The organism is Pseudomonas sp. 9Ag (assembly GCF_902506445.1).
Taxonomy (GTDB): Bacteria; Pseudomonadota; Gammaproteobacteria; order Pseudomonadales; family Pseudomonadaceae; genus Stutzerimonas; species Stutzerimonas stutzeri_AB.
In genome coordinates, this window is the sequence record NZ_LR733836.1 from 14,207 (window position 1) to 27,080 (window position 12,874).

16 protein-coding genes and 1 other RNA gene are annotated in these 12,874 nt (G+C 60.1%); 9 read left to right on the forward strand and 8 right to left on the reverse strand.

Annotated elements, in window-relative coordinates:
• Nucleotides 1-14 precede the first annotated feature (14 nt).
• Together ALTERO38_RS00085 and gpmI are read right to left on the reverse strand one after the other, a co-directional pair.
• The gene (locus ALTERO38_RS00085; RefSeq protein ID WP_102836570.1) at nt 15-1,283 is read right to left on the reverse strand and encodes a murein hydrolase activator EnvC; all 1,269 of its coding nucleotides are present in this window, start codon (nt 1,281-1,283) and stop codon (nt 15-17) included.
• Between the two features lie 156 nt (nt 1,284-1,439).
• Nucleotides 1,440-2,975 (reverse strand): 2,3-bisphosphoglycerate-independent phosphoglycerate mutase, encoded by a 1,536-nt coding sequence (gene gpmI / locus ALTERO38_RS00090; protein WP_159966816.1) that lies wholly within the window; start codon nt 2,973-2,975, stop codon nt 1,440-1,442.
• A gap of 140 nt (nt 2,976-3,115) precedes the next feature.
• On the opposite strand from gpmI, the gene ALTERO38_RS00095 reads away from it, so the two are divergent.
• From ALTERO38_RS00095 to secB, 3 genes are all read left to right on the forward strand, one after another.
• Nucleotides 3,116-3,529, forward strand: a complete 414-nt coding sequence (locus tag ALTERO38_RS00095) for a rhodanese-like domain-containing protein (RefSeq protein ID WP_045423476.1) — start codon at nt 3,116-3,118, stop codon at nt 3,527-3,529.
• 2 nt (nt 3,530-3,531) lie between these two features.
• Nucleotides 3,532-3,786, forward strand: a complete 255-nt coding sequence (gene grxC / locus ALTERO38_RS00100) for a glutaredoxin 3 (protein ID WP_045423478.1) — start codon at nt 3,532-3,534, stop codon at nt 3,784-3,786.
• An 89-nt stretch (nt 3,787-3,875) separates the two neighbouring features.
• A complete protein-coding gene (gene secB / locus ALTERO38_RS00105) occupies nt 3,876-4,370 on the forward strand; it encodes a protein-export chaperone SecB (protein ID WP_159966817.1) in 495 nt (164 codons plus the stop codon).
• Between the two features lie 52 nt (nt 4,371-4,422).
• Here secB and ALTERO38_RS00110 read toward each other — a convergent pair whose 3' ends face one another.
• On the reverse strand, nt 4,423-5,400 hold the full coding sequence (locus ALTERO38_RS00110; RefSeq protein WP_159966818.1) for an NADPH:quinone oxidoreductase family protein: 978 nt from the start codon (nt 5,398-5,400) through the stop codon (nt 4,423-4,425).
• A gap of 186 nt (nt 5,401-5,586) precedes the next feature.
• On the opposite strand from ALTERO38_RS00110, the gene ALTERO38_RS00115 reads away from it, so the two are divergent.
• A complete protein-coding gene (locus ALTERO38_RS00115; RefSeq protein ID WP_127840408.1) occupies nt 5,587-5,994 on the forward strand; it encodes a flagellar basal body-associated protein FliL in 408 nt (135 codons plus the stop codon).
• A gap of 27 nt (nt 5,995-6,021) precedes the next feature.
• Here ALTERO38_RS00115 and ALTERO38_RS00120 read toward each other — a convergent pair whose 3' ends face one another.
• Nucleotides 6,022-6,471: an EVE domain-containing protein gene (locus tag ALTERO38_RS00120; RefSeq protein WP_159966819.1), complete on the reverse strand. Its 450-nt coding sequence runs from the start codon at nt 6,469-6,471 to the stop codon at nt 6,022-6,024.
• A gap of 157 nt (nt 6,472-6,628) precedes the next feature.
• Here ALTERO38_RS00120 and ALTERO38_RS00125 point away from each other — a divergent pair, with 157 nt between their 5' ends.
• Entirely contained in the window at nt 6,629-6,814 is a 186-nt protein-coding gene (locus tag ALTERO38_RS00125; RefSeq protein ID WP_045423487.1) for a hypothetical protein, read from the forward strand.
• 55 nt (nt 6,815-6,869) lie between these two features.
• On the opposite strand, the gene ALTERO38_RS00130 is transcribed toward ALTERO38_RS00125, so the two are convergent.
• The 4 genes from ALTERO38_RS00130 to ALTERO38_RS00145 form a co-directional block, all read right to left on the reverse strand.
• Complete coding sequence (locus tag ALTERO38_RS00130) at nt 6,870-7,472, reverse strand: 5-formyltetrahydrofolate cyclo-ligase (RefSeq protein ID WP_159966820.1); 603 nt, start codon at nt 7,470-7,472, stop codon at nt 6,870-6,872.
• 6 nt (nt 7,473-7,478) lie between these two features.
• A non-coding RNA gene (gene ssrS, locus ALTERO38_RS00135) (6S RNA) lies at nt 7,479-7,657 on the reverse strand.
• A gap of 33 nt (nt 7,658-7,690) precedes the next feature.
• Entirely contained in the window at nt 7,691-8,005 is a 315-nt protein-coding gene (locus ALTERO38_RS00140) for a cell division protein ZapA (RefSeq protein WP_046161525.1), read from the reverse strand.
• A complete protein-coding gene (locus tag ALTERO38_RS00145) occupies nt 8,002-8,211 on the reverse strand; it encodes a TIGR02449 family protein (RefSeq protein ID WP_159966821.1) in 210 nt (69 codons plus the stop codon). Before ALTERO38_RS00145 ends, ALTERO38_RS00140 begins: the two co-directional genes overlap by 4 nt.
• Nucleotides 8,212-8,335: 124 nt before the next feature.
• Between ALTERO38_RS00145 and ALTERO38_RS00150 the strand changes: the two genes are divergently transcribed.
• The 4 genes from ALTERO38_RS00150 to ALTERO38_RS00165 all read left to right on the forward strand — a co-directional run bounded on the left by ALTERO38_RS00150 (nt 8,336) and on the right by ALTERO38_RS00165 (nt 12,794).
• Entirely contained in the window at nt 8,336-8,890 is a 555-nt protein-coding gene (locus tag ALTERO38_RS00150; protein WP_159966822.1) for a YecA family protein, read from the forward strand.
• A gap of 13 nt (nt 8,891-8,903) precedes the next feature.
• A complete protein-coding gene (gene pepP, locus ALTERO38_RS00155) occupies nt 8,904-10,235 on the forward strand; it encodes a Xaa-Pro aminopeptidase (protein WP_159966823.1) in 1,332 nt (443 codons plus the stop codon).
• Nucleotides 10,236-11,414 carry a 2-octaprenyl-6-methoxyphenyl hydroxylase gene (gene ubiH, locus ALTERO38_RS00160; RefSeq protein ID WP_159966824.1) on the forward strand — a complete coding sequence of 393 codons (1,179 nt, stop codon included), beginning with the start codon at nt 10,236-10,238 and terminating at the stop codon, nt 11,412-11,414.
• A gap of 159 nt (nt 11,415-11,573) precedes the next feature.
• Nucleotides 11,574-12,794: a 2-octaprenyl-3-methyl-6-methoxy-1,4-benzoquinol hydroxylase gene (locus tag ALTERO38_RS00165; RefSeq protein ID WP_159966825.1), complete on the forward strand. Its 1,221-nt coding sequence runs from the start codon at nt 11,574-11,576 to the stop codon at nt 12,792-12,794.
• Nucleotides 12,795-12,874: the final 80 nt, after the last annotated feature.

Here is a 12,874-nt window from a genome sequence, read left to right on the forward strand (position 1 = left end):
AAGGCCTGATTGGCCTATCCCTGAGCGCGACACCATTGTGCCGGATCGCTCGGGCGACCCTGTTGGCGAATGGCGAAATACAGTGCGGCAGCCTCTTGCCCGCCACTGGTTCCTACGGTGGCGATCGGGTCGCCTGCCTTGACGATGTCTCCTGCATCACGCAGCAGACTTTGATTGTGTCCATAGAGGCTGAGATAACCGTTGCCGTGATCAAGGATCACCAGCAGGCCGGCACCACGCAACCAATCGGCGAAGACCACGCGGCCTCCATGCACAGCTCGGACTTGAGTGCCAACGTCAGCGCCAATCAGCACGCCGTCCCACTTGGTTCGAGCATCGCCGCCGCGCGGAGTGCCGTAGCGTGCCACCAATCTTCCGTCTACCGGCCAGGGCAGCTTGCCCTTGGCCTTGGCGAAAGGACCGCCAAAATTTCCGCCCGCACTTGAGACGAGCGGGCCGGACGGTGCTGGGCTAGGGCGGCCGGCCTGCTGTTGACGCGCCTGCTCTTGTTCGCGCTCGCGGGCCATGGCCAGTTCGCGTTGGCGCGCTTGTTCAGCTTCCCGCGCCTGGCGTGCAAGGGTTTCTTCAATGGTCTTGAGTACGCGCTCCAGCTGCGCCTGCTCCTGCTTGCGTGCTTTGAGCTTCTGGTCGCGACTGGACAGGTCTTTATCGAGTTTGGCCAGCGCCAGTTGGCGCTCCTCACGGACTTCGGCCAGTTGCGCCCGCCGTTGTTTGAGGCCGTCCTGCTGCTCGGCCAGCGTGGCCTGCTGCTTCTCAATACCGGCTTCGACGCCGGCCAGCTGACGCAGCGTTTCATTGAAGCTTTCGAGCTGCTCGAAGCGGGCTTTGCTGAGGTAGTCGTAGTAGGTCAGGGTGCGGCTGAATTTTTCCGGATTCTGCTGGTTGAGTAGCAGCTTCAGGTATTCCTCACGACCGCTCTGATAAGCCGCGCGTGCCTGTATGCCGATCAGGCGTTGTTGTTCGATACGGGCGCCTTCAAGCGTGGCTTTCTCGTCATTGAGGCGTTCCAGCTCGGCCTCGCTGCGATCAATTTCCTGTTGCAAGGAGTCGACCTGTTTCTCCAGCTGGCCCATTTCGCTTTCGGTCGTCTGCAGTTGCTTCTGGACCGCGGATTTCTCCTGTTCGATCTGTTTGAGCAGCTTCTGCAATTCTGCGACGTCCTGGCGTGCCGCTTCGATCTGCTTGCGCGCATCCGCGCGCTCGTCCGCAATGGCTGAGCCAAGCAGGCAGAACAGTGCGAACACGAGAAATATACGGGACATGAGAGGGCGTAACCGAGAGTTCAACGACCGTCGTAGTATGCCTAAAAAAGCACGGGCAAGCTGCACGCCATCTGCTACAGATGACGTGGGCGATAACCGGTACGCCTTTGCGGGCGCATCGGTGCTTGTCTCGTGGCGTTTAGCAGTTAGAACGATTCAGCTCAGCTCGACAATTGAGCGTCCGGTCATCTCTGGGGGTACCGACATGCCCAGCAGCGTCAGCATGGTCGGTGCCACATCGGCGAGCACGCCGCCTTCGCGGATGGTCAGGTTGCGCTTGCCCACATAGATGAAGGGTACCGGCTCGCACGTATGAGCTGTGTGTGCCTGTCCGGTCATCACGTCTTCCATCTGCTCGACGTTGCCGTGATCAGCGGTGATCAGCGCTTCGCCGCCGACCTTGTCCAGCGCTTCGACGATCCGTCCAACACACTTATCCAGGCATTCCACGGCCTTGACCGCGGCGTCGAAAACACCGGTATGGCCAACCATGTCACCGTTGGCGTAGTTGACGATGATCACATCAAATCGCCGGTTCTCGATGGCATCGACGATGCGGTCGGTCACCTCTGGCGCGCTCATCTCCGGCTGCATGTCGTAGGTGGCGACCTGCGGAGAGGGAATCAAGATGCGCTCTTCGCCGGCAAAGGGTTCCTCGCGGCCGCCCGAAAAGAAGAAGGTGACGTGAGCGTACTTCTCTGTCTCGGCGATACGTAGCTGGGTCTTGCCATTGTCCGCTAGGTATTCACCGAGCACGTTCGTCAGACCTTCCGGAGCAAAGGCGCTTGGCGCCGGGATGCTCGCGGCATATTGGGTCAGCATGACGAAGCCAGCCAGCGCTGGCACACGGGCGCGCTGGAATTCGTTGAAGCCAGGCTCGACAAAGCAGCGGGTCAATTCACGTGCGCGATCGGCTCGGAAGTTCATGAACACCACGGCATCACCGTCCTCCACGCGGACTGGCTCGCCAATGGTGGTGGCCTTGACGAACTCATCGCTCTCGCCGCGCTCGTAGGCTGCAATCAAACCGTCAACTGCATAGTCGGCGCGGTGTTCGGCCTTGCCGTCAACGATCAGGCTGTACGCCTGTTCGACCCGGTCCCAGCGGTTGTCGCGATCCATCGCGAAGTAGCGGCCGATCAGGCTTGCGACGCGACCCTTGCCCAAGCGGGTAAAGGTTGCCTGCATCAGTTCGATTGAGTGCTGTGCGCTTTTCGGTGGCGTGTCGCGGCCGTCGAGGAAGGCATGCAGGTAGATTTTATCGGCGCCGCGCTTGGCGGCCAGTTCCGCCATCGCGACCAAGTGGTCCTGGTGGCTGTGGACGCCACCGTCGGAAAGCAAGCCGAGGATATGTACCGCTTTGCCTGCACCCACGGCTTTGTCCACTGCGGTGCAAATGGTCGGGTTCTCGAAAAACTCGCCGTCACGGATGGATTTGGTGACCCGCGTGAAGTCTTGGTACACCACTCGGCCTGCACCCAGATTCATGTGGCCGACTTCGGAGTTGCCCATCTGGCCGTCCGGCAAACCGACATCCATGCCGCTGCCTGAAATCAAGCCGTGCGGTTGGCTGGCCAGCAGGCGGTCATAGACTGGCTTGTTGGCGGCGTGGATGGCATTGAATTCGGGACTGTCACTGTGTCCGAAGCCGTCGAGGATGATCAATACCAGGGGTTTGGGCGCGGCGGGCATGTGTCGGGCTCCTTGCACAGGTCGCGAAAAAAGGCGGCCAGTCTAATAGTTGGCCGGTTAGGCGTCACGATCCGCAGGGTTCAGCCCGGTGGGGGGGCTGTGTATACTGGCCCGCATTTTATCCCCCGGGTACCCTTTAGATGGTCGCTAACCTGATTGAATTTGTCTCTAATCACTATGTTCTGGTCAGCATCTTTCTGGTGTTGCTGGTTCTTCTTGCCATCACCGAGGCACGCAAGGGTGGCAAGAGCCTGAGCAACCGCGAACTGACCGGCCTGGTCAACCGCGATGAAGGCGTGGTGTTGGACGTGCGCGCGAAGAAGGAGTTCGACGCCGGCCATATCGTCGACTCATTGAACATTCCCCACGAGAAGCTGGTCAGCCGACTGGGCGAGCTGGAAAAGCACAAGGGCAAGACGATTGTGGTTGTCGATGCCATGGGCCAGCACGCCGGAACGGCCTGCCGCGAGTTGCAGAAAGCGGGCTTCACTGCCGCGAAGCTGTCCGGAGGGATTTCCAGCTGGCGCGGCGAAAATCTGCCAGTGGTTAAATAACTATGTCGAAAGTCGTGATGTACACCACCGCCTGGTGCCCGTTCTGTATCCGGGCCAAGAGCCTGCTTGATCGCAAAGGCGTCAGCTACGAAGAAATTCCTGTCGACGGTAAGCCTGCGTTGCGCTCGGAAATGGCGGCGAAGGCTGGAAGAACTTCTGTCCCGCAGATATGGATTGGTGACGAGCACGTCGGTGGCTGCGACGAGCTGCACGCGTTGGAGCGGGCAGGCCGCCTGGATGCGATGCTTCAGGCGTGAATCGATAAAAACGGCCTGTCGGTAGCGGATGAGTATTCCGCTACGGGCGGCGCGACTCAAATACGACATGCACAGCGAGAAGGCTTCACATGACTGAACAAGCAAACAACGGTGCCGCCGCAGGTCAGGAAGAGCAGGGCGCGCAGTTTTCCCTGCAGCGGATCTACGTCCGTGACCTCTCTTTCGAAGCCCCAAAGAGTCCGGAAATCTTCCGCCAGGAATGGAATCCGAGCGTTGCGCTGGATCTGAACACCAAGCAGAAGTCGTTGGAAGGTGATTTCCACGAAGTAGTGCTGACGCTTTCCGTAACGGTCAAAACCGGAGAGGAAGTGGCCTTCATTGCTGAAGTGCAGCAGGCGGGTATCTTCTTGATCAAAGGTCTCGAAGCGCAGGCCATGAGCCATACGCTTGGCGCGTTCTGCCCGAACATTCTGTTCCCCTACGCTCGGGAAACGCTCGACAGCCTGGTCACGCGCGGCTCCTTCCCTGCGCTGATGTTGGCGCCAGTGAACTTCGACGCGCTCTACGCCCAGGAAATGGCCCGCATGCAGCAGGGCGGTGAGGCTCCAGCTACCGCGCATTGATTCGGCGGCTGCCGCTCGTTGCGCACGGCTGTGGGCAACGAGCGAATCCTCTCTAGCGGACCTTCACGACCAGCTTGCCCACCGCCTTGCGCTGCCCCAGCGTATTGATTGCATCGGCTGCCTGTTCCAGGGCAAATGTCTGTGACACCAGTGGCTTGAGCTTGCCCTCGGCGTGCCATGCGAACAGCTGCTTGAAGTTCGCCGCGTTGTCGTGTGGCTGCCGTTGGGCAAAGGATCCCCAGAACACACCCACAAGCGAGGCGCCTTTCAGGAGTGGCAGGTTAGCAGGAAGCGAGGGGATATCTCCTGCTGCGAAACCGACCACCAGCATTCGACCATTCCAGGCGATGCTACGAAACGCTTCCTCGAACAGTGCGCCGCCAACCGGGTCGTAGATGACGTCGACGCCCTGGCCAGCAGTAAGCTCTTTCAGCTTTTCCTTGAGGCTGGTTTCGCTGTAGTTGATGAGTTCGTCGGCTCCTGCTTTTTTTGCCACTTCCAGCTTCTCGGCAGTCGAGGCGGCGGCAATGACCTTTGCCCCCATTGCCTTGCCGATCTCTACGGCAGCCAGGCCGACCCCGCCGGACGCGCCGAGGACCAGCAAGGTTTCGCCCGGCTGCAGATTGGCGCGCTGCTTCAGTGCATGCATCGAGGTGCCGTAGGTCATGCTGAAAGCCGCGGCGGTTTCGAAATCCATCTCCTGAGGAATCGGCAATACGTTGTGTCCAGGTGCCGCGACCTGTTCGGCGAAACTGCCCCAGCCGGTCAGCCCCATGACGCGGTCACCGACCTTCAGGTGAGTAATCTTTTCGCCTACGGCCGCGACCACCCCGGCCGCCTCGCCACCTGGGGAAAACGGAAACGGTGGCTTGAACTGATACTTGCCCTCGATGATCAGTGTGTCTGGGAAGTTGACGCCCGCTGCGTGCACATCGAGCAGCACGTCGCCCTTCTTGATCTGAGGGCTGTCGCACTCTTCTACGACGAGATTTTCGGCCGGGCCGAATGCTTTGCACAGGACAGCTTTCATCGAGTTTCCTTTTATTGTCGTATCTGGACTGATGGCACTCATGGCCTGGGTTGTGTCCGGTCAGTCTAGAAGGCTGCTCGGTCGACGCAACGAGCATGTTCGGCTCTGATGGCAATTCATAAGGCTGGGCTTGGGTCCGTGCGTATCACTGGGTATGCTGGCGCCAATAGCCCTAGGAGCAGTTCTGTGAAACGCATCATTCTTCTCTGTCTGGCCCTGGGCCTCGCGCTGCCCGTATTCGCCAACTCCCCTGAGCCCGAAGAGGGCGCAGCTGCAAAGACTGTCTACTACGGGTTGGTACCCGCATTGGTCGGCAACTATGGTTCCGACGGTAAACTCAAGTACTACAAGGCAGATATCGCGCTGCGAGTGACCGGCAGCGAAGCCGAGGCCAAGGTCAAGCACCATGAGCCGCTCATTCGGAATCAGCTGGTCATACTGTTTTCCCAGCAAACGGACGCCAGTCTCGGCTCGGTCGAAGCCAAGGAAGCGTTACGTCAGGAAGCGCTCAAGCAGGTACAGGCGGTGTTGACTCAAGAAGAAGGCAAGCCCTTGGTCGACGACTTGCTGTTCAACAATCTGATCATTCAGTAGCCGTGGTTCAGCGGGCGGCTTGCCTAGTCAACGCAGTGAAAGCACGGCCTGCCATTCCGTCTCGGAAACAGGCATGACCGAGAGCCGACTACCTTTCTTGACCAGCGGCATCTGCGAAAGCGCCGGCTGCGTCTTCAGTTGGGGCAGCGTCAATGTCACCGGAAAACGCTCGACGAAGCCTACGTCCACAGCATCCCAGGGATTTTTGGACGTAGTTGCCTTCGCATCGTAATACGGGCTGTCGGGATCCAGTGCAGTTGGGTCCTGATAAGCGCTGCGGGTGATTTTTCCGATGCCTGCGATACCTGGTACTGCGCAGCTGGAGTGATAGAAGAAGAACAGGTCCCCCTCGATCATGTTTCGTAGGAAGTTGCGCGCTTGATAATTGCGCACACCGTCCCAACGACCGGTTTCTAGTTGCTGTAGGTTTGCGATTGAAAACTCGTCGGGTTCGGACTTCATGAGCCAGTACGGCATGGTCTTTGCTCGCTGCTATCTGCATCTTGGGTTCTCAAGCGAAACTCCCCGACAACCGGTCGCAACGCCTGTTTGCGCGGCATCGGTGCATAGCGGAGAATGCCGCGCTTGAGGTTGGCATTGTCGAGTCTGAAAAACTAAAACGATACTGACTCGAATGAAACTATTCGCCTGGCAGGGGGAGGCGAAAACTATGAAACGCAAGCCAGATATTCTTTGGATATTGGTGCTGATCTTTGGCCTCGGTGTCGTTACTACCGGCTATACGCAGGGCCTTTGGGAGCAATCAGGAGATTCGTCTTCGATGGTTCCGATCAGTCACTCTCAGCAGCTTCAGCGCTGATCGAGTCCGCCGCATGGATGCGGCTAGCGACACTCTCCGCGTCACCCGCCCCGCCTCATCCCCCGTACCAACTCAGGTCCGTCACGGTAGCCTGCAGGCTCACATCCCAGGGTTCTAGCGGTAGTCGGTCCACCTTCTGGCACTCATGCGCGAGCCCAAGAAGTGTCGGTTTGTGACCATTTTTGCGCCTGCCGCGATATGCCAGGCTTCGGTCGTAAAAGCCGCCGCCCATGCCCAAGCGCCCACCGTCCTCGTCAAACCCCACCAAAGGCATCAGTACCAGATCGAGTGTCCAGATGCGCCTTTGCCGATTCGGGCGAAACGCGGGTTCTGCAATGCCAAAGCGATTCGGCCTTAGGCGCTCGTTCGGCATGAGCCGTTGAAACACCATGCGTGTCCGCGGCCAGGCGTTGAGCACTGGCAGATAGGTCGCCTTGCCGCGACGCTGCGCTTCAAGCATTAACGGGCGAGGGTCGATCTCGCCGTCGTTGGGCAGATAAAAGGCGATATGGCGAGCGCGACGAAACACCGGGTGCTGGGCAAGTTGACGGTAGAGATCTCGTGCCGCCAGCCGTTGCCGGGTCGGAGACAGTTGGCGGCGCGCCTGGCGCAGCTGACGTCGCAGCGCTGGGCGAGAAAGGCCTTTGGCTACGATCATGGGATGAGGCTCCCCAGCATGCCGCTGCCCGCGTAGGCCCTTGAACCCGAGAGTTCAAGGTGGCGACTACAGAGTACCTTAAGGCTTTCCGTCAGGCGGACATGCACACCGGCACTACGTGTAGCCTCCATGGTGTTGCTTATCGGGAGAGGGTCATCGCAGACTGGCGAACATGCCAGGGAGTGGGCGGGATTATAACGCAATCTGGCTCCCGTTCATCAGTTGCCGGTAGGGTTTGGATCGGCGGCTAAAGCGCTGTCGACTCTTTCCAGCAAAGAGCGAACATGCTCGCGGGCACTGTTGGCTTCGGCGTCCAGGCGGTCATGCTTGTGAAGCAGTTCATGAGTGATGTTCAGCGCTGCCATGACGGCAACGCGATCGGCACCAATGACTTTGCCACTGCTGCGAATCTCGCGCATCTTGCGGTCCAGATAATGGGCGGCGCCTTCGAGATTGCTACGCTCTTCGGGCGGGCAAGAAATGCAATATTCCTTGTCCATGATGTGCACGGTAACGGTGTTCGGCTGGGTCATGAGTCCTGCTCCAGAGCTTTCAGGCGCGAAATCATTGATTCGACCTTCACGCGGGCCATTTCGTTCTTTTCAATCAGATGAGCGCGCTCCTCGCGCCACGCCTGCTCACTCTGGCGCAGGAGACGATTCTGCGCCTTGAGTTGCTCGGTGCGCTTAATCAGCTGCTCCAGCTTGGCAGTCAGCAATTGCAGGTCGGCGTCTTCCATGGGATTCCCGGGTCAATGGCGCGAGCGCTGGGTGGGCCGGCTTCGATGGTCTTGGCTCGTGTGCCGATGCTAGGATACAAGGCCTTCATTCTAGACATTAGCGCCTCTGCGCGCCTAGCTGCCAATGCCCATTCAGAACTCGCCTTACGCTGCTTTCGCTACATTGTTGGCCAGCAGTGCCCAACCCGTCACACCCGCCGAGCTGCATGGCCTGTTGCTCGGGCGCAGCTGCGCCGGCGCTGGCTTCGATGCCGAAGCCTGGCTGATCGATGCTGTCGAGCTGCTGGGCGCCGAACCTGACGAGCCGGTGCGCCAAGCACTCATCGGACTGCAGGAAATGGTCAAAGGCGAACTCGCCGGCGATGACATTGCCATTGTCCTGCTGCTGCCCTCCGATGATGCACCGCTTGCCGAGCGCGCGCTCGCACTGGGGCAGTGGTGCCAGAGCTTTCTGGCCGGCTTCGGGCTGGTTGCCGGTGACCGTGCGCTGAGTGGCGAGGCCGTCGAAGTCTTACAGGACTTGGCGGCCATCGCCCAGATTCAGGATTCGCTGGACGAGTCCGAGGACGGCGAAAGCGACTACATGGAAGTCATGGAATACCTGCGCGTTGCGCCCTTGCTGTTATTCACCGAGTGCGCAAAACCCGTACCGCCGACACCCAAGCCCTCCCTGCATTGAGGACCGCCTGTCCATGACCCGCATTCCGAGAACCGAATACGTTCGCCGGCGCAAGGCGCTGATGGCGGAGATGGAGCCCAACAGCATTGCCATCCTGCCGGCAGCGCCGATGTACATCCGCAACCGTGACGTCGAGCATATCTACCGTCAGGACAGTGATTTTCAGTATCTCTCTGGCTTCCCCGAGCCCGAGGCTGTGATTGCGCTGATCCCAGGCCGGGAGCACGGTGAGTATGTGCTGTTCTGTCGCGAGCGCGATCCGGCTCGCGAGTTGTGGGATGGCCTGCGCGCAGGGCAGGACGGCGCCATCTCGGAATATGGCGCCGATGACGCGTTTCCTATCGGAGATATCGACGACATTCTTCCCGGTCTGATCGAGGGTCGCTCTCGCGTCTACTACGCCATCGGCAGTAACCAGGAGTTCGACCACCGGTTAATGGAGTGGATCAACACCATCCGCTCCAAGGCTCGACAGGGGGCGCAGCCGCCGAACGAGTTCGTTGCGCTCGATCACCTGCTGCACGACTTGCGCCTGTACAAGTCGGCGAACGAAGCAAAGGTGATGAGGCAGGCGGCAGAGATTTCTGCGCGTGCCCATATTCGTGCCATGCAGGCTAGCCGTGCGGGACTCTACGAATACCATCTGGAAGCTGAGCTCGATTACGAGTTTCGCAAGGGTGGGGCGAAGATGCCTGCTTATGGGTCGATCGTCGCTGCCGGAAAGAATGCCTGCATCCTGCATTACCGCGAGAACGATGCGGTGTTGAAGGACGGCGATCTGGTGCTGATCGACGCGGGTTGTGAAATCGACTGCTACGCCAGTGACATTACCCGGACGTTTCCGGTCAGCGGCCGTTTTTCGACGGAGCAAAAAGCGATTTACGAGCTGGTGTTGGCTGCCAACGAAGAGGCGTTCAAGCACATTGCGCCTGGTAAGCACTGGAATGAGGCACACGAGGCGACCGTGCGAGTCATCACCGCCGGGTTGGTGGAGCTGGGGCTGCTCAATGGCGATGTCAATGAGTTGATTGCCGCTGAAGCCTACAAGCCTTTTTACATGCATCGCGCTGGCCATTGGCTTGGGATGGATGTGCATGACGTCGGTGACTACAAGGTCGGTGGTGAATGGCGTGTGCTCGAGCCTGGCATGGCGATGACAGTCGAGCCGGGCATTTATATTGCGGCTGACAACCAGGATGTGGCGAAGAAGTGGCGCGGTATCGGCGTTCGCATCGAAGATGATGTAGTGGTGACTCGTCATGGTTGTGAAATTCTCACGAACGGCGTGCCTAAATCGGTTGCCGAGATCGAGGCACTGATGGCGGTTTCCGCCGAGGTCGCGTAGATGGCCGCGCTGGCAATCGTTGGCGGCGGGCTGGTTGGCGCCAGTTTGGCGTTGGCGCTGCAGCCTGGCGCTAAAGAGCGCGGCTGGACAATCGAGCTGATTGAGCCGTTCGAGCCGGGCCACGACTATCAGCCGAGCTACGACGCGCGTTCTACGGCGTTGTCCTACGGCACACGGCTTATCTACCAGCACTTGGGCGTGTGGGATCAAATCGCCGAGCGTGCAGAGCCGATCACCGATATTCATGTCTCCGACCGCGGACGGGCAGCTGTCACTCGGCTCGATGCCGCCAGCCAGCAAGTGCCAGCGCTGGGTTACGTGGTGGAGAATGCCTGGATCGGTCACTGTCTCTGGCAAGCACTTGATGACGATGTGGTGACCCGCCGCTGCCCTGCCGAAGTCGAACGCATGCGAGCGGTGCCGGGCGGCTATCGGCTAACGCTGACTGACGGTCAGACGCTCGACTGCGATCTCGCTGTGCTGGCCGACGGTGGCCGCTCGGGGTTGCGCGAGCACCTCGGTATCGAGGTCAAACAGTCTCCTTATGGGCAGACGGCGCTGATCGCCAATGTAACGCCCGGCACCCCCCACGGCGGGCGCGCGTTCGAGCGTTTCACAGATGAAGGACCGATGGCGCTGCTGCCGCTGCCTGATAACCGTTGCGCTCTAGTCTGGACTCGCCCGGAGCGGGATGCCGCGCGTCTTGCCGCAGCCCCTGAAGCCGAGTTTCTCGAGGAGCTGCAGCAGGCGTTCGGCTATCGGCTTGGGGGGTTCCAACAGGTTGGCGCGCGGCACCTTTATCCGCTTGTGCTGATCGAGGCGGAAGAACAGGTGCGCTCCGCTCTGGTCGTGCTGGGCAATGCTGCACACAGCTTGCACCCGATTGCCGGGCAGGGTTACAACCTATCCCTGCGGGACACCGAGGCGCTAGCGGTCGCGCTGTTGCGTAGTTCGGCGCCGCTGGGCGACCTGAGCGTGCTGCAGGGCTACCATCAACAGCAGCGTTCGGATCAGCGACTCACGGTGGGTTTTTCCGATCAACTGACCCAGCTGTTCGGTGAGTCGGGGCGCCTATCGGTCGCCGGGCGGAATCTCGGATTGCTGGGGTTGGATTTGCTGCCACCCGCCAAAGCCTGGTTTGCACGACAGGCTATGGGGATGGGCGTGCGCGAGCGTTAGGACTGAGTCGAGTATGCTGCGTTAGCAAGTACCGACACGTCGGACCAGCAGTATTTCGACCAGCCGCTGCGGCTGAACCCAGAGGTAGAATGCTCGAAGACGCGTTGGCGCGCGAGCGGACCGACTGTATGCAGGCTAGACGGGCAGGAGAGAGCAGTAATGCAAGCGGACCTCATCATCGTTGGCGCCGGAATGGTTGGCAGCACCCTGGCTTTGGCCCTGCAGGACTCCGGCCTTTCCATCATGCTGGTCGACGGCGGATCGCTGGACGTGCATCCGTTCAAAGCGTCGGACCCCTTCGAGCCTCGCGTCAGTGCCCTGTCGGCTGCCAGTCAGCGGATTCTCCAACGCGTGGGTGCCTGGGAGGGGATTGTCAGTCGGCGCGCCAGTCCTTATATGGACATGCATGTGTGGGATGGCTCTGGCACCGGTCAGATCGACTTCTCCGCCGCCGCGGTGCACGCCGATGTGCTTGGCCATATCGTCGAGAATCAGGTCGTGCAGGATGCTTTGCTCGACGCGCTGAAGAACCGTGGCTCAGTAGTACTCAAGGGCGATGCACGACTTGAGCAGCTACAGCAGAACGAGGACGGGTGGACTCTGACACTGTCTGGCGGACAGCAGCTGAGCGCCAACCTTGTAGTTGCGGCCGACGGCGCCAATTCTACGGTCCGCCAGCTGGCCGGCTTTGAAACTCGCGAGTGGGATTATCTCCATCACGCCATAGTCACCAGCGTGCGCTGTGCCCAACCGAACGAGCAGGCCGCGTGGCAGCGGTTCACCGACGAAGGGCCGTTGGCGTTTCTGCCATTGCAGCGGGAGGGCGATGCACACTGGTGCTCCATCGTATGGTCTGTCACGGAGGCTGAGGCACAGCGGCTGATGGCGCTGGACGATGATGCGTTCTGTCAGGCGCTTGGTCGCGCCTTCGAATATCGCTTGGGTGAGATAGTTGAGGCCGATCCGCGCTTATGTATCCCGCTGCGTCAACGCCATGCCAAGCGTTACGTGCAACCTGGTTTGGCATTGATTGGCGATGCGGCACATACCATTCATCCGTTGGCTGGCCAGGGCGTTAACCTTGGGTTGCTCGACGCAGCCGTGCTTGCAGAGGTGCTGCAGGCCGCGGTCGCGCGAGGCGCGCAGCTGGGAGATCCGCGGGTATTGGGGCGTTTCGAGCGGCGCCGAATGCCACATAATCTGACCATGATGGCGGCGATGGAGGGGTTCGAACGTCTGTTCCAGGCCGATCCGCTGCCGCTGCGCTGGTTGCGCAATGCGGGCCTGAAAGGTGTTCAGGCGCTACCGGCAGCCAAAGCGCTGTTTGTTCGTCAGGCGCTGGGCTTGAGCGGTGACATGCCGGACCTGGCTCGGATCTGATCGGTTGTGAGTTTCCCCGCCGTCGGGGCGCGCGAATTGTCGCGTTGAGAAAGTAAATGACATTCAATACTATTCAGTCT

Excerpts from the sequence above, each read along its gene's own strand:
- ubiH (WP_159966824.1), top strand. The coding sequence starts at position 10,236 with ATGGCCGCGCTGGCAATCGTTGGCGGCGGGCTGGTTGGCGCCAGTTTG.
- ALTERO38_RS00110 (WP_159966818.1), bottom strand. The coding sequence starts at position 5,400 with ATGAAAGCTGTCCTGTGCAAAGCATTCGGCCCGGCCGAAAATCTCGTC.
- ALTERO38_RS00145 (WP_159966821.1), bottom strand. The coding sequence starts at position 8,211 with ATGGAAGACGCCGACCTGCAATTGCTGACTGCCAAGCTGGAGCAGCTG.
- ALTERO38_RS00120 (WP_159966819.1), bottom strand. The coding sequence starts at position 6,471 with ATGCCGTACTGGCTCATGAAGTCCGAACCCGACGAGTTTTCAATCGCA.
- ALTERO38_RS00140 (WP_046161525.1), bottom strand. The coding sequence starts at position 8,005 with ATGACCCAGCCGAACACCGTTACCGTGCACATCATGGACAAGGAATAT.
- ALTERO38_RS00130 (WP_159966820.1), bottom strand. The coding sequence starts at position 7,472 with ATGATCGTAGCCAAAGGCCTTTCTCGCCCAGCGCTGCGACGTCAGCTG.
- gpmI (WP_159966816.1), bottom strand. The coding sequence starts at position 2,975 with ATGCCCGCCGCGCCCAAACCCCTGGTATTGATCATCCTCGACGGCTTC.
- ALTERO38_RS00165 (WP_159966825.1), top strand. The coding sequence starts at position 11,574 with ATGCAAGCGGACCTCATCATCGTTGGCGCCGGAATGGTTGGCAGCACC.
- grxC (WP_045423478.1), top strand. The coding sequence starts at position 3,532 with ATGTCGAAAGTCGTGATGTACACCACCGCCTGGTGCCCGTTCTGTATC.
- pepP (WP_159966823.1), top strand. The coding sequence starts at position 8,904 with ATGACCCGCATTCCGAGAACCGAATACGTTCGCCGGCGCAAGGCGCTG.
- ALTERO38_RS00085 (WP_102836570.1), bottom strand. The coding sequence starts at position 1,283 with ATGTCCCGTATATTTCTCGTGTTCGCACTGTTCTGCCTGCTTGGCTCA.
- secB (WP_159966817.1), top strand. The coding sequence starts at position 3,876 with ATGACTGAACAAGCAAACAACGGTGCCGCCGCAGGTCAGGAAGAGCAG.
- ALTERO38_RS00150 (WP_159966822.1), top strand. The coding sequence starts at position 8,336 with ATGCCCATTCAGAACTCGCCTTACGCTGCTTTCGCTACATTGTTGGCC.
- ALTERO38_RS00125 (WP_045423487.1), top strand. The coding sequence starts at position 6,629 with ATGAAACTATTCGCCTGGCAGGGGGAGGCGAAAACTATGAAACGCAAG.
- ALTERO38_RS00095 (WP_045423476.1), top strand. The coding sequence starts at position 3,116 with ATGGTCGCTAACCTGATTGAATTTGTCTCTAATCACTATGTTCTGGTC.